The following is a 13,651-nucleotide window of genomic DNA, read 5'->3' as shown; positions in this document are numbered from 1 at the left end:
CTGGAGGCGGGTATAAGCGGAACCGGCACATTTGATGTATTGAAATCGAATGCCTTGCAGGGCTGTTTTAATATTGCCGTCCGGCGGAACCGGCACATTTGATGTATTGAAATATGCCAAAGAAGCGGACCTTTACGCTGAGGGCAAAAGCGGAACCGGCACATTTGATGTATTGAAATACCGCCAAAGCCATTGCAGTTGCGGAGATCATGGACGCGGAACCGGCACATTTGATGTATTGAAATAAATCTACAATTTCTCCATCCCTTTTTTTAATCTTAGCGGAACCGGCACATTTGATGTATTGAAATTGATGCTACCGAAAAAGAACTGAGGACGATGTAACAGGCGGAACCGGCACATTTGATGTATTGAAATACCTTACTGCCTGCTCTATTTGCCAGCAATTCGGCCGCGGAACCGGCACATTTGATGTATTGAAATCAAGATTTCCTGGCCAGACACTTTATTACTCAGCCGCGGAACCGGCACATTTGATGTATTGAAATTGTACCTTGCCGAAGGAATGTTCGTTGACCTGTATGGCGGAACCGGCACATTTGATGTATTGAAATTTGTAGAATATGTCCAGTTGGTTATTAACATATTCGCGGAACCGGCACATTTGATGTATTGAAATTCTATTGATTCCCTCCTCTCGCTGTTTTCGGATTCTGCGGAACCGGCACATTTGATGTATTGAAATTTAGCAAACCATTAGCAAGATTTAATCAGCTACCCGGCGCGGAACCGGCACATTTGATGTATTGAAATATGAAGAAGATACAGAAATGCTCAGGGAAGGTTGCAGCGGAACCGGCACATTTGATGTATTGAAATCTGCCGGAACTGGTTGGCAGTGAAAAGCAAGTCAAGGCGGAACCGGCACATTTGATGTATTGAAATTAGTCCGTCCAAGAGCGGCGGACAAACTATACTTATTGCGGAACCGGCACATTTGATGTATTGAAATAAAGCCCTGGGGTTGTCTATTCCGCGAGTCACATACGCGGAACCGGCACATTTGATGTATTGAAATATGCTTGTCGCGTCAATATAGCTTTTTAATGACTCGGCGGAACCGATACATTTGATGTATTGAAATAGGGAATCGGCATCCAGGAGTGGAGCCTGGCAGTTAAGAGGAACCGGCACATTTGATGTATTGAAATACCAGTCGCCCCAACCCGGTAACGGCCTCAGCATCGCGGAACCGGCACATTTGATGTATTGAAATAATTCGTGCATGGTCCATTGTTTTTTCTTCCGCTCCGCGGAACCGGCACATTTGATGTATTGAAATAGGTTTAGGGTTATTTCATCGTTGAAACTGATTCTGGCGGAACCGGCACATTTGATGTATTGAAATACCAGTCGCCCCAACCCGGTAACGGCCTCAGCATCGCGGAACCGGCACATTTGATGTATTGAAATTCGGGATTATGGCCGTAGTTAGGATCGATCAGCCCAAGCGGAACCGGCACATTTGATGTATTGAAATGGGTCTACTGACTCCAGAAACTCATATTTGATTTGCGCGGAACCGGCACATTTGATGTATTGAAATTCATGCCCTACTGAGATATTCATGACGTTTTTAGTGCGGAACCGGCACATTTGATGTATTGAAATCCTCATGGCTGGGAACCTGGAACCCGTGGGCAGGCGGAACCGGCACATTTGATGTATTGAAATTGTTATCTATGGCAGGCATAAGTTCGGGTATAAGCCTCTCCAGCAAGCCCAGTTCCAGAAGCTTGCGTATACCCTGGAAAGGTAGCTCAATTGACTTATCCTTCTGGATAGACAAAATATCGAGAAATCAGATAAAGCTTAGCATTTTGTTTTAAGCATCGGAAGAAACTGCGGAGCAGTTTCAAAACACCGCTGCAACAAGGTGGGGGATTAGAACCCGCCGCCTGTTTTTGTTAATAGGAACCCGGACGCTAATAGAAGCGGGGGACATATTTCACCTCGTTTTATATTCCTTTTTGCTCATAACTGCATTATGATATACAAAAAAATCCTGAGGTGAATAATGGAGAAAATTATCTGCTTGTTCTTTATTTATGCTTTTCTGGGATGGTGTACGGAGGTTATATATGCAGGGGTCAACCGGGGAGTTTTTGTAAACCGGGGCTTTTTAAACGGACCTATTTGCCCGATTTATGGGTTTGGCGTACTTACAGTATTAATTTGTTTACTGCCCCTGCACGAAAACCTGCTGTTGCTGTATGTAGGGTCAGTAGTTTTAACATCGCTTTTGGAGCTCTTAAGCGGCTTTTTGATGGAGAAGTTTTTTCACCAGAGATGGTGGGATTATTCCGATGAGCCTTTTAATATAGGGGGTTACATATGTTTGAAGTTCTCCCTTTTATGGGGCTTTGCTTGTGTGTTGATCGTGGAAGTTGTACACCCGCTCATCAACCAGGTGCTGGCATCTGTACCTGATAGGCTAAGCTTGCCGTTTTTACTGGTTTTCAGCAGCGTTTTCGTTATTGATAATGTGGTAACGGTTGTGACTGTAGCCAAACTCAATCAACGACTACAGCAACTTGATGAGGTTGCCCGTGCACTTAGAAGGGTTTCCGATGCTTTTGGCAGTGTGGCAGCAGATGGCAGCATTGCCTTGTCTGATGCCAATGAAAAGCTCAGGGAAGATCTGAGGGCAAAACACGAAGAACTTATTGCGCTCATTCATATGGAACAAAAGCGTTTACTTAATGCTTTCCCAAATATTCAGTCTAGGAAGCACCGGGAAGTCATGGAAGAAATCAAAGCCCATGTTCGCAAAAAATTAGAAAAAAAGTATGTCCAATACCGATCCAGGCGCTTTTAATAAGTCATTTACTCCATTTTTGTAGCATGAAAACTAATATAATATATTGTCCAAATAGAATTTTCGGGATTAGCTGAATAAATTCTTAGGCCATTCCCTGTAAAGCTGGAAATTACTTCACCCGGCCATCACATGCTATCCTTCAAGTATTATATAGCTGCCTTATTACTGGTTCATTAACAAGGCAATAAGGGTATCCCTTTGATTAAGAGAGGGGTTGTTGATTACCTGATCCAGCAGGTAATCCATAGCTTCTCCTATCTCTTTTCCCGGGGGGTAACCCAGGGAAAACAAATCATAGCCGCTTATGTCCAGGTCGTGAACCGTTAGGGGTTCCCGACGGGATAAGACTTCAAAACATTTGTTTCTTGTTTTCGTGATTCTTTCAGGGCTTCTGCTGGATAGTTTGGAACCTTTAATATCTGCCAATTGCAGTTCAAATAGGCGGTCGATATTATCTGGCCCTACCCGCCTTATTAAGCGTTTTATGCTGAGCTCGCTAATATTCTCGAAATCATTCATATGTTCTTTGATAATGGCGCTTACTGCTTTGATGGTCTTGCGGTCAAAGTTTAAGCGGCCCAGTATTGTCCGGGCTATCTCGCTGCCGCCGCTCGCGTGACCGTAGCAATATCCCTCCCCGTCTTCATCTACGGTCAGAGAATTGGGCTTGTCAATATCGTGCAAGAGTGCTGCCAGCCTTAAAGTCAGGTTAGGCTCGGTATTATCTAAAACCGCCAGGCTATGTTCAAAAACATCTTTATCATGATAAGAGCTGCGGGTATCAAAACCTATGGCAGGCATAAGCTCGGGTATAAGCCTCTCCAGCAAGCCCAGTTCCAGAAGCCTGCGTATGCCCTGAGAAGGCAGCTCACTTAAGAGGATCTGGATAAACTCGTTGCGAACCCTTTCCGACCCACTGGCAGGAACACTGTCTTTTAAATCCTTCATAGCCTGTAGTAATTCCGCTTCAATTTTGAATCCCAACTGGGATTCAAATCTAACCGCCCGCAGAATTCCTGATCTGCTTATGATTCTCCTGCCATTCCCGGAAAGGATTAAGCTTAGCGGGAGACATATTCCACCTCGTTATAGCTTTGAGATTTTAATGTTTTACAGTTTGGGGCTCCTCCGGGGATAAATACTTGTAAAGTGCATAAAATGCTTCCGCTCTGGTGGTATAGCCCTGCGGTTTAAAGCTTCCATCTGGATAAAGATTGAAGAATCCGATTTTAACTGCTGCGGCTACATCGGGTTTTGCCCAGGCAGAAATGCTCTTTTTGTCCGTACAGTTCAAATCGAAGGTTGAAGATTCCAATTTGGCCAGGCGCGAGTAGACAGAGGCTGCCTGTTCTCTGGTAGTAAATTCATCGGGACCGAAAAGGTTTTTATTATGGCCGCTGACCAAGCCGTGGGCGGCGACCGTAGCAATGCTGTCTTTGGCCCAGTGAGAGGCGGTATCGGAAAAAGTATTCCCCGCTTTAGGTTCAAGCTTCAAAGCTTTAACTAGCATAACTGCGAATTCTGCCCGGCTTATAGCCTTATCCGGCTGGCAAGTGCCATCCGGGTAGCCTTTAATTACTCCGGCATTAATAAGTTGCATAATGCTGTCTTTGGCCCAGTGGTCTGATAAATCGGAAGGGATGTTGCTGTTTAATTGAGCCTCATTGGATGCCTCTGCTGCCAGCAAGCTGCTGCCTCCAAATAACATTAAAGCTAGCATCAGGGTAATTAATAGGATGATTCTTCTACCTGTTTTCATTTTTCTTTCTACCCCCTATTTTTTGGTTTTCAAATGGCAGTTCACGCAAAAATAAAATAGTTGCTAATCTCCTTGCGGAGTGACATTAATCCTTTGCTTTATTGTAGCATATCCTAAACTTTCCATAGAATGATGTTGCAATGTATTTTTGCCCTGGCATAGTGCTTCTACTTGACAAAAAGTGAAAATAATGTAACAATAATACCAGTCTATATACCACAAGGAAAACTAAAGTAGTGCTCCTGTTGCTCGGACAGGGGCATTTTATTTTGGCAGAAAGGAGGGAAAAAACATGTCAACTTTTGTATTAGATTTATTAATAATCTTTGGTTTAAACCTATTTAGCACTTGTATGGGAAACTTAAAGACATCCTTCTTGGCACAGAAGACAATCAAGCCTGTTTATTTAATTACTTTTATCGATGCCCTGGTATTTGTTTATGCTTTCAAATTGATTGCGACTTCTTCCGGTTATGGATATATACTAGCCTTTGCTTTGGGCAGGTTATCTGGAGTATTTTTGGCAAATATAATTGAAAAAAAGCTGGCATTTGGCCTGCTTGAAATAGATGTTTATAAACATCCCGAAGAAGGTAAGATTTTGGCGGACAACTTACGAGAGCAGGGATATTCGGTAACCACTACCCTGGGCTATGGTGTGGGGGGCAAGGAACGATTGGTGCTGACCGCAATCTTGCCGCGCAAGCAGTTCCCCGAATTCCATGCAATAATGGAGCAGGACGGCAAGGTAAACATGTCAGTTAAATCCATAACGAAAACATACGGTAAAGTAGGCAGCATTAATGTGCTGGCAGAATAGGGATGTGTTGCGGTTACGCAGGCCTTCATAATCAGGGATATTAGCAAATTCATTAAGCTAAGAAAATTTGTTCATATTAAAAGGAAATACTTGCTGTTTGTGGAAAATCATATTTTATATCTTAAGCATAAAAGGTTTTCCATAAAAGTATTTCTTAAATGTAGCGGAATGGAATCTTCATTGGGGAAGGAGCGTGGAATATGCTGAATGTCGCTGTATCCACACGAGAAAACATCCCTCTGATTTCCCTGCAGGGGAGGTTTGATGGACTGGGTTCCCAGCTTTTTGAACAGGAAATAGGACTTCACCTTAAAGAGGAAAAATACTGGCTGATTGATTTTAGCAATGTCAACTATTTGTCCAGTGCCGGAATTCGCTCTCTGCTCAAATATGGAAAGATGCTGGCCAAGGTTAAAGGCAAGCTTATCCTGATGGGTTTGAATCGTGAAGTAAAATCGGTTATGGAAATGACCGGGGTATTGCAGTTGTTCGGGCAGGCGGAAGGAATGGCGGATGCCCTGGCATTGATAGCCCGGGAACAGACTGCCCAGGGCGGGGGCCAAATATTTAGCGCCGGGGGGAGAGAATATAGCTGGCAGTTGCTTTCCCGTCAAGAATCTTATCTGGATATCTGGAAAGCAGTCCATGGCTCTTCGCTGCAAGGCTTGAGCAGCAGCGACTTGATGGCTGCCGGCCTGGATGAGCTGGAGCTGGCCTTTGGGATAGGGGGGCTGGGCTTTGATTGCAGCAATGCTTTTGAAGGGCTGGGAAGCTTTCTGGCTCTGGATAAAATGGCCGGGGTATTGCCGGCGGATAATTATAACCACCCCGATTTTATGGTGGTGAAAGACCCTCAAGAGGCTGTTGTGCATATTGCGGCCGCCGTTGGTTTTAGCGGAGCGCCATGGGGGAAGTTGGACCTGCCGGAAGGAGAGGCCATCACTATACGCGATATCCGGAAGCTGATAAGCGACAAGCTGCAGAGCAGTGAAAGCCAGGAGCTCTCTCTGTTGGGCCTGGTTATATTGGGGCAGGTGCAAGCAGGAGAAGGAGCTTATTATCGTAATTTTGAAGACTTGACAAACAATAAGCCGCTTAAGCGGGAACTGCCCCGGCAGCAAAGCATGCTGCTGCTTGGCCTGGGAGCAGATAGCGGCTGGAAGGCGGAGGAACACTTGTTACTACTAATGGAACAGCGGGGGATAAGGGCCGGGGAAGAATTCTTCCAGGGAAACGCTCTTTTGTTTGCGGATTTGCTGGACTGGGAAAATATCCATGAGCCCCGAGAAATAATGAATTATTGTAATGAGCTGGATTTAATGCAGGATGTTTTTATGGCTGGTGAGGATACCGCTATTAGCGCGGGGCGGGTGTGGTTCTTTGTCCCCGGCCATATCCGTTCGGCGGAGGAAAAACAGCTGGAAATTGCAATCAGGGACGGAATATCTTTTCCGGAAGAATGGCAGATTATTACCCGCCGGCTCTATGCCGATGCCCGGCGCGTAGTGCTGGAGCCGCTACAGGGGGGATTCAGCCTGGGCAAACCATTTCGCGTCACTTCCTATGATCGGGAGCAGCGGCGCATGCTGCCCACAGTCCTGAAAATAGGCCCCCACAGCTTGATAGAAAAGGAAATAGAAAACCATCAAAAATATGTGCAGGGCTATATATTGAACAACTCTACCACGATAATGGGAGTGAGCAGCTGCGGGGAATCCACCGGTATGCGCTACAATTTCGTGGGAATCAGCGGGCCGGATAGCAATCTGGACTGGCTTACCCACCGCTTTCAGGAAAAAGCACTGGAAGAACTAATCCCCCTTTTTGATACCATCTTTACCCGCATTCTCAAGCCCTGGTATGGTCAACCGCGCTGGGAAAAAATCAAGCCTTACCAGGAACATGACCCCTTGCTGCGTTTCCCGGTTATTTTTGATTTTGCCGAGGAAAAACTGGGGATTTCCGTCCAGGATAAAACTATCGACTGCCCGGAATTAGGCCGGGTTCTTCCCAATCCTTATCACTTTTTAAAATACCAATACCCCGCTCGCCAATCAATTTCACGGCTCTGGTATACAGGTATAAATCACGGTGATTTAAATATGCAAAACATCCTCCTGGATGAGCGAGATAATGTTTATATCATTGATTTTTCCGATACCCGGCCCAGAAACATAGTTTCTGATTTCGCCCGTTTGGAACCCATATTCAAATTTGAAATGACCCTGATGGAAAATGAACAGGACCTGCGTTCCTTCCTGGAATTCGAACAGGCCCTGGCCCGGGTAAATACCCTGGATGAACTGCCTCCTCTGGTATATCATGGCAATGACCCTGCGCTGGAAAAGGTTTATCGTATGACCTGCCTTATCCGGAAATATGCTAAAACCGTGGTTATCTTTGAAAACGATATTCTTCCCTATTTATTGGCTATGCTGGAATGGACCTACCCGATAGTTTTATATGTAAATGTCACTCCCTGTGCCAGGAAAGCCGCGACTTATAGCGCTGCTTTGATAGTTGAACAGATTTTGCGGTTGGAAGGATAGGGTGGGACAAGGAACCTGTCCCTAGAAGTCCTTAAGGGCTTCCTCTGCGTTGGCAAAGATGGTAAAAATATCGGTAAATCCTGCGATATCGAACACTTCTTTAACATTGTCAGTCAGTGCTGACAGCAACACTTTGCCCCCGGTTGTCTTGCTCTTCTTGGCGGCCATCAGTAAAACCCTTAGCCCGGCGCTGCTTATGTAATCCATTCCGGAAAAATCCAGCAGGAAGTTTTTCTCCCCCGTCTCCATCAAAGATAAAAGCTTTTTCTCCAGCATTCCGGAGGTACTGGAATCCAATCTTCCTTCAACCATTATGACCGTAGCCTGGTCTTTTTTAATCTCTTTAATATCCATGGTTTTTCCTCCCCTTTATAACAAATATGATAAGCTTAATACTTTTTCTTCATAAGTAGAACATTCTGCCCGTTTTCCCGCCGGTACTCAATCTCATCAAGCATCTGCCGTACCAGGTGAATCCCCAGGCCGCCAATAGGCCGCTCTTCGATATCCTGCTTGAGATCCGGGGCCTTAACCTCCAGCGGGTTGAAAGCCAGGCCATCATCGCGAATCTCGATAAGCAACTCCTTCTCCCCCTCCGGTACCAGCCGCAGCCTAATCTCATGTTCCCCGCCCTCGGGATAACCATAAATGATAGTGTTGGTCAGTAATTCATCCAGGGCCAGGTTGAGCTGAAAGAGGGATTTCCCCGGAATCCCGTTTTCCTCTCCCCAGAGCTCAATAGCCTCGGCCAGTAAGCGAATCTCTTCCAGCTCATTTTTCAAGCGATATTCCATTTACTTTCCTCCAATAAACTGCAGAACCAGTATGGTGATATCATCAGATTGACTGGCTTCTTGCACAAAGTCGCGGGTAGAGCGTAAAATGACTTCCACCTCTTCGCGGGCAGTATAGCCGGTAATTCCCGCCAGGTTTCTTTCCAGCCTTTCTTCCCCGAAAAGTTCGCCACTATCATTCATGGCTTCGGTTACGCCATCCGTATACATCACCAGACTGTCTCCGGGATTCAATTTCACCCTGGCCTGGCTATAAGGTATCTCTTCCATAACCCCCAGGGCCATTCCTGCCATACGAGGCAGCATTTTTATTGTTCCCTCTTTGCGAAGTATATAAGGCAGGTTATGCCCCCCATTGCTATAGACTATTTCACCGCTGGAGATAGTTAATATCCCCAGGAATTCAGTCACAAACATCCCCGAATCATTATCTGCACAGAGATCGTTGTTTACTGCATAGAGGATCTCATCCGGTTCCAGGCGAATATCCGCCTTGGCCTTGATCAGTGTCTTGGTAACCGCCATAAACAGGGATGCCGGCACCCCTTTACCCGATACATCGCCAATGGTGAAACAGAGATGATCATCGTCCAGGAGGAAATAGTCATAGAGATCTCCCCCCACTTCCTTGGCCGGTTCCAGAACAGCAAAGAGGTCAAATTCCGGCCGTTCGGGAAAAGGCGGGAAGATTTTGGGGATAATGCTCATCTGAATCTCGCGGGCCACCGTCAGCTCGCTTTCAATTAATTCTTTTTGTTTTTGCATTTCTTTTTCCCGAACCAGGTTATGAATTATAAAAACAAATATTCCCATCCCCAGGGCGTTGGTAAATATCATCGGCAGGCTCACGTTTTTAATGATTACATAGATTTGATCGAAGGGTTTTACCATTATTAGATTCAAGCCCATATGAAAAGCTTCAAAAAGGGCCATAAATATGACAGCTTCCTGGATAGTGATGAATTCGTTTTTTTTGAATTGACTAATCAAGCCCCCGGTCAGCCCGGCCAGAACGGTAGCAACAGAACAGGGTAGGCACGTAAGCCCACCCAAACTGTAACGATGCAATCCTCCGATAAATCCGGCTCCAAATCCTACCAGAGGCCCCCCTACCAATCCGGCAATTGCGGGACCCAGATCACGGATATTGGCAATAGCGCCGTTAATATTGATTCCGCTCAGAGTGCCAAAGATAGAAAATATCCCAAAAACCAGAATCAAGGTGGCCTGTTGCCGCCAATTCATGGTCTGTTTATTCATCATGGCTGCAAACGCTCTTGTTCTAGTTAATACATAGGCCAGTACGATAATGACTGCCATGTTTTTAATTAAATTGATTAACAGGTCAATGATCTCACTTATCTTGAAACACCTTCCAACAGTTCCACGCCTGCTATTTAAGCAAAAGCAAAAAAAATTTGATTTAAAGCATCGGAAGAAACTGCGGAGCAGTTTCAACACAGCGCTGCAACGAGGTGGGGGATTAGAACCCGCCAGCTGTTTTGTTAATTGGAACCCGACCGCTTAAAGAAGCGGGGGATATATTTCATCTCTTTATAAAAGAAAACATTTCTATATGGAATTCGACTAATCCTGCTGAGATAGTAAATCTTTACAGGAAAAGTGATGGTTGGTTTTCGGAAGAGAGAGGGGCGATTTTCTACGCAGCAAGATTGAATACAAAGAAGAAAGCTTCGAACTGATTTTTGCATCTAAGCAAATTTTAACAGATATGTAATACAAATAATACGAAAGCGTATTAATTCTATATAAAAGATTAAATGGATAAGGGAATAGGTCCTGTATCCCTTACTCCCGAATTTTTCAACAATGCTTTTAAATTAAGGAGGAATGAGCAATGGAAAACAAAACTAACGAACAGGCCAAAATCATGGGCAAACTTATCTCCCGTTGCTGGATGGATGAGGCCTTCAAGCAGCGTTTTATCACTGATCCGGCAGCTGTGATGCGGGAAGCTGGGCTTTCGCTTCCTGCTGGGGTGGAATTTAAGGTAGTCGAGAATACGGATAAAATAAACTATGTGTTGCTGCCGGTCCAGCCGACAGAACTTTCCGATGAGCAGTTGGATGCAGTGGCTGGTGGTGACCGCTCTCTCTCTCCTTGGTTAACCTCTATTTATATTGAAACCTGTGACTTGGATTATTAATTAACTTGATCACAGCATCTTTGGCTCTAGGAATGCTCGTATTATTCTTTTACTGTTGGCGCAGTAAACCGTCTGCGGCCAATACTGAATCCATAGCCAGCTCATCCTGGTTCTTGCAAATCGGCCAGGTTCAGGTGACTTGGGGAGGAATAGTTGATGAAGAGTAGCTCGCTAAAAAATGAAAATCAATTGCTGCTTCAAGCCACTATTGATCCGGAGGCCTTTGCCAAGATTTATGATTATTATTTTACCCGGGTATATAATTATGTTCGTTCCCGGGTTAACCGGAGCAGTATGGCCGATGACCTTACCAGCCAGATTTTTGAGAGAGTACTGTTTAAACTGGATAAATTTCATCCCGAACGAGGTTCATTTCGTACCTGGCTTTTCACCATCGCCCACAACATCATTACCGATTATCTGCGAAACCAGGAAAAGCAACATATAGTATCATTGGATATGGTACGGGAATTAGCCTGTGCCAGAAATGGCCCGGAGGAAGTATACATATTGCAAGAGAGCCAGCAAGACCTGCAAGCAGCACTGGAACTCTTAAACAACCGGGAACGCAATCTCATTGGTCTGAAATTCTGGGCAGGGCTTAATAATCGCCAGATCGCACAAATGACTGGTTTGAGTGAAAGCAATGTGGGGGTCATATTATACCGCTCGATTCGTCGCTTGCAACTTGCTTTAAAGAAGGAGGAGGCCTGTGAAAATGAATAAACAGGAGCGGATAAAACAATTCAACCACGCTGTTGATCTCCTGTTGGAGGGTAAAGCAAAAGGGCTTCTACCTGGCGACGGAACCTGTAATAAGGAACTGGAGTTGGCACAAAAGCTTATGCAGCTCGATTCCAGCAAGCAGAGCAAGATCCGTCAACCCCTTCGCCAATCTTTGCAGAGCAAGATAAAAAACATCATTAATCCGGGATCTGACCGTAAGTCTGAGCTCAGTGATGACGAACTGGAGGGCATAAGTGCCGCAGGTGACAGCTGGGACAAGGGGACAGGTCCCGTGTCCCAGCCCCGACGCTATCAATGACTCTTGTATGCCTTACGCTGCTTCGGCTAAAGATTAGGGTTTGCCAATCAAGGGATAGCTTTTTTACCAGTTTTAAAATCTGTATTAGGGAATGATATCATGGGCGATAACCTTATACTGTCCTTTCGTCCGGATCTGCAAATTAAGGAAGAAGCAGGCAAGATCTACTTGCAGAGCCCGGTACGGAGTCTGGTGTGCCAAAGAGTTTCCCGCGGCCTACGGCAGTTGATGAAGACATTAACCACCGGTAGCGGCAGCGAAGATTTTTTGAGTGAACCGGTCTTTAAGGAAGATGGGGCAGGTGAAGTAGCAAAGTTTTACTACCACCTGCAACAATTCATCGAGCGAGGCTTCATATCCTATAATGTGATGATGGAACAGGAAATCCTGGCCATTTATACCCCCTTCTCCGCGGCTCCTCTTTATAATGAAAAGCTTTTTAAGCAAAAGCAACGCTACAGGCTTTCCCGCTTTACTTACAGCCGACGGGACGGGCAGGAAATCATCCTGGAATCCCCGCTGGCCAATGGTCGTGTTGTTCTGACCCATTGGCTGGCAGCTGCAGTACTCCATCTCCTGGCTGAAGCATGTACTGCCGGTGAAATAAGTATGCAATTCCCAGCCTTGCCGAAAAAATCGTTGCAGCTCTTTCTTGAGCTCTTACTCTCTGCCGGCATGCTGGAAGAGGTGGATGATGCTGGTATCTCTGCCGGAGAAGGGGATGAAGTGCTGCAGCAGTGGGAGTTTCACGACTTGCTTTTTCATGCCCGCAGCCGCTTGGGTCCTCATGAACAACCAGTGGGAGGGACCTATCGCTTTTGGGGGCGGATTGCTCCCCTACCGGCGGTAAAGAACCCCATGTCCGGTGAGCGTATTAAACTTTACCGGCCGGATATGGAGAAACTACGAGAAGATGATTATCCTTTTTCCCTGGTATTGGAGGAAAGAAAATCTATTCGGGATTATGCGGACGAGCCCATTAGCGTTCAGCAATTGGGTGAATTTCTGTACCGCAGCGCCCGCATAAAAGAGCTTATTAAAGCTAATCCGCCGGCAGGTTTATTATATGAGGCCAGCTATAGGCCTTACCCGGGGGGAGGGGCGGCTTATGAATTGGAAATCTATCTGGCGGTCAATGAATGTGAAGGTCTGCCGGGCGGCTTGTATCATTACGATCCCTGGCAGCATGAACTGGAAAAACTAACGACCAGGACAAGCGAGGTTGAAGGATTATTAAAATACTGTTCCAATGCTGCCGGGCTGAAGGAACTGCCCCCTGTTTCCTTGCATATTACGGCTCGTTTCCAGCGGGTGGCGTGGAAATACCAATCGTTAACCTACAGCGTTATCCTGAAAGATGTGGGAGCACTCTGCCAGACCCTGTACCTGGTGGCCACCGCTATGGACCTGGCGCCAACGGCTATCGGCAGTGGACCTGCTAAGCTGTTGTGCCGTATTGCCGGCCTGAACTACCTGCAGGAATCAGCGGTAGGGGAGTTTATCCTGGGGAATAAACGCATTTAGATGCTAATTGTCAACCTGCAGATCGTAATAAAGTTCAAACTCCCTGGAAGGAATATAATACAAGCTGAAGTACAGCGTATTAATTTTAATAGGAAAACAATGGGGGAAACAATAGGACGGGAGCGAGCGAGAAAGTTCGTGACAGATCTCC

Annotated in this window: 12 protein-coding genes and 1 CRISPR repeat array (1 of these 13 cut by a window edge); of the genes, 7 read left to right on the top strand and 5 right to left on the bottom strand. The window is 45.8% G+C overall.

The genetic code is table 11. The annotated features are described in order from the left end of the window. Nucleotides 1-1,695: direct repeats of the CRISPR family, unit length 30 nt; unit sequence GCGGAACCGGCACATTTGATGTATTGAAAT (it extends 708 nt beyond the left edge of the window). A 343-nt stretch (nt 1,696-2,038) separates the two neighbouring features. Further along, entirely contained in the window at nt 2,039-2,839 is an 801-nt protein-coding gene (locus SWOL_RS09315) for a putative ABC transporter permease (RefSeq protein WP_041427508.1), read from the top strand. Between the two features lie 165 nt (nt 2,840-3,004). On the opposite strand, the gene SWOL_RS09310 is transcribed toward SWOL_RS09315, so the two are convergent. Together SWOL_RS09310 and SWOL_RS09305 are read right to left on the bottom strand one after the other, a co-directional pair. Beyond that, the gene (locus SWOL_RS09310; RefSeq protein WP_011641192.1) at nt 3,005-3,826 is read right to left on the bottom strand and encodes a tRNA nucleotidyltransferase/poly(A) polymerase-related protein; all 822 of its coding nucleotides are present in this window, start codon (nt 3,824-3,826) and stop codon (nt 3,005-3,007) included. A gap of 118 nt (nt 3,827-3,944) precedes the next feature. Beyond that, complete coding sequence (locus SWOL_RS09305; protein WP_011641191.1) at nt 3,945-4,601, bottom strand: S-layer homology domain-containing protein; 657 nt, start codon at nt 4,599-4,601, stop codon at nt 3,945-3,947. Between the two features lie 292 nt (nt 4,602-4,893). Between SWOL_RS09305 and SWOL_RS13660 the strand changes: the two genes are divergently transcribed. Together SWOL_RS13660 and SWOL_RS09295 are read left to right on the top strand one after the other, a co-directional pair. After that, the gene (locus SWOL_RS13660) at nt 4,894-5,421 is read left to right on the top strand and encodes a hypothetical protein (RefSeq protein ID WP_011641190.1); all 528 of its coding nucleotides are present in this window, start codon (nt 4,894-4,896) and stop codon (nt 5,419-5,421) included. 200 nt (nt 5,422-5,621) lie between these two features. Continuing rightward, nucleotides 5,622-7,970, top strand: a complete 2,349-nt coding sequence (locus SWOL_RS09295; protein ID WP_011641189.1) for an STAS domain-containing protein — start codon at nt 5,622-5,624, stop codon at nt 7,968-7,970. Nucleotides 7,971-7,991: 21 nt separating this feature from the next. Here the strand turns inward: SWOL_RS09295 and SWOL_RS09290 are convergent, their stop codons facing one another. Genes SWOL_RS09290 through SWOL_RS09280 form a run of 3 tightly spaced genes read right to left on the bottom strand, consistent with a single transcriptional unit; the run spans nt 7,992 to nt 10,084 of the window. After that, entirely contained in the window at nt 7,992-8,324 is a 333-nt protein-coding gene (locus SWOL_RS09290) for an STAS domain-containing protein (protein WP_011641188.1), read from the bottom strand. Between the two features lie 35 nt (nt 8,325-8,359). After that, entirely contained in the window at nt 8,360-8,764 is a 405-nt protein-coding gene (locus SWOL_RS09285; protein WP_011641187.1) for an ATP-binding protein, read from the bottom strand. Further along, nucleotides 8,765-10,084, bottom strand: a complete 1,320-nt coding sequence (locus tag SWOL_RS09280; protein WP_242649321.1) for a PP2C family protein-serine/threonine phosphatase — start codon at nt 10,082-10,084, stop codon at nt 8,765-8,767. A 538-nt stretch (nt 10,085-10,622) separates the two neighbouring features. Here SWOL_RS09280 and SWOL_RS09270 point away from each other — a divergent pair. The 4 genes from SWOL_RS09270 (at nt 10,623) to SWOL_RS09255 (ending at nt 13,500) form a co-directional block, all read left to right on the top strand. Then, the gene (locus SWOL_RS09270; protein WP_011641185.1) at nt 10,623-10,931 is read left to right on the top strand and encodes an NHLP leader peptide family RiPP precursor; all 309 of its coding nucleotides are present in this window, start codon (nt 10,623-10,625) and stop codon (nt 10,929-10,931) included. Between the two features lie 156 nt (nt 10,932-11,087). After that, nucleotides 11,088-11,657: a sigma-70 family RNA polymerase sigma factor gene (locus SWOL_RS09265; protein WP_011641184.1), complete on the top strand. Its 570-nt coding sequence runs from the start codon at nt 11,088-11,090 to the stop codon at nt 11,655-11,657. Beyond that, on the top strand, nt 11,650-11,976 hold the full coding sequence (locus tag SWOL_RS09260; RefSeq protein ID WP_011641183.1) for a hypothetical protein: 327 nt from the start codon (nt 11,650-11,652) through the stop codon (nt 11,974-11,976). Before SWOL_RS09265 ends, SWOL_RS09260 begins: the two co-directional genes overlap by 8 nt. A 99-nt stretch (nt 11,977-12,075) precedes the next feature. Beyond that, nucleotides 12,076-13,500: a SagB family peptide dehydrogenase gene (locus SWOL_RS09255; protein ID WP_011641182.1), complete on the top strand. Its 1,425-nt coding sequence runs from the start codon at nt 12,076-12,078 to the stop codon at nt 13,498-13,500. The last annotated feature ends 151 nt before the right edge of the window (nt 13,501-13,651 follow it).

The sequence above is a fragment of the Syntrophomonas wolfei subsp. wolfei str. Goettingen G311 genome (assembly GCF_000014725.1).
Lineage (GTDB): Bacteria > Bacillota > Syntrophomonadia > Syntrophomonadales > Syntrophomonadaceae > Syntrophomonas > Syntrophomonas wolfei.
Note: the sequence above shows the minus strand (reverse complement) of the source record. Positions and strands in the feature narration are given on the sequence as shown.

Bases quoted from the DNA above. Each gene is read 5' to 3' on its own strand.
- SWOL_RS09315 (WP_041427508.1), top strand. From the start codon at position 2,039: ATGGAGAAAATTATCTGCTTGTTCTTTATTTATGCTTTTCTGGGATGG.
- SWOL_RS13660 (WP_011641190.1), top strand. From the start codon at position 4,894: ATGTCAACTTTTGTATTAGATTTATTAATAATCTTTGGTTTAAACCTA.
- SWOL_RS09290 (WP_011641188.1), bottom strand. From the start codon at position 8,324: ATGGATATTAAAGAGATTAAAAAAGACCAGGCTACGGTCATAATGGTT.
- SWOL_RS09285 (WP_011641187.1), bottom strand. From the start codon at position 8,764: ATGGAATATCGCTTGAAAAATGAGCTGGAAGAGATTCGCTTACTGGCC.
- SWOL_RS09255 (WP_011641182.1), top strand. From the start codon at position 12,076: ATGGGCGATAACCTTATACTGTCCTTTCGTCCGGATCTGCAAATTAAG.
- SWOL_RS09280 (WP_242649321.1), bottom strand. From the start codon at position 10,084: ATGGCAGTCATTATCGTACTGGCCTATGTATTAACTAGAACAAGAGCG.
- SWOL_RS09260 (WP_011641183.1), top strand. From the start codon at position 11,650: ATGAATAAACAGGAGCGGATAAAACAATTCAACCACGCTGTTGATCTC.
- SWOL_RS09295 (WP_011641189.1), top strand. From the start codon at position 5,622: ATGCTGAATGTCGCTGTATCCACACGAGAAAACATCCCTCTGATTTCC.
- SWOL_RS09305 (WP_011641191.1), bottom strand. From the start codon at position 4,601: ATGAAAACAGGTAGAAGAATCATCCTATTAATTACCCTGATGCTAGCT.
- SWOL_RS09270 (WP_011641185.1), top strand. From the start codon at position 10,623: ATGGAAAACAAAACTAACGAACAGGCCAAAATCATGGGCAAACTTATC.
- SWOL_RS09265 (WP_011641184.1), top strand. From the start codon at position 11,088: ATGAAGAGTAGCTCGCTAAAAAATGAAAATCAATTGCTGCTTCAAGCC.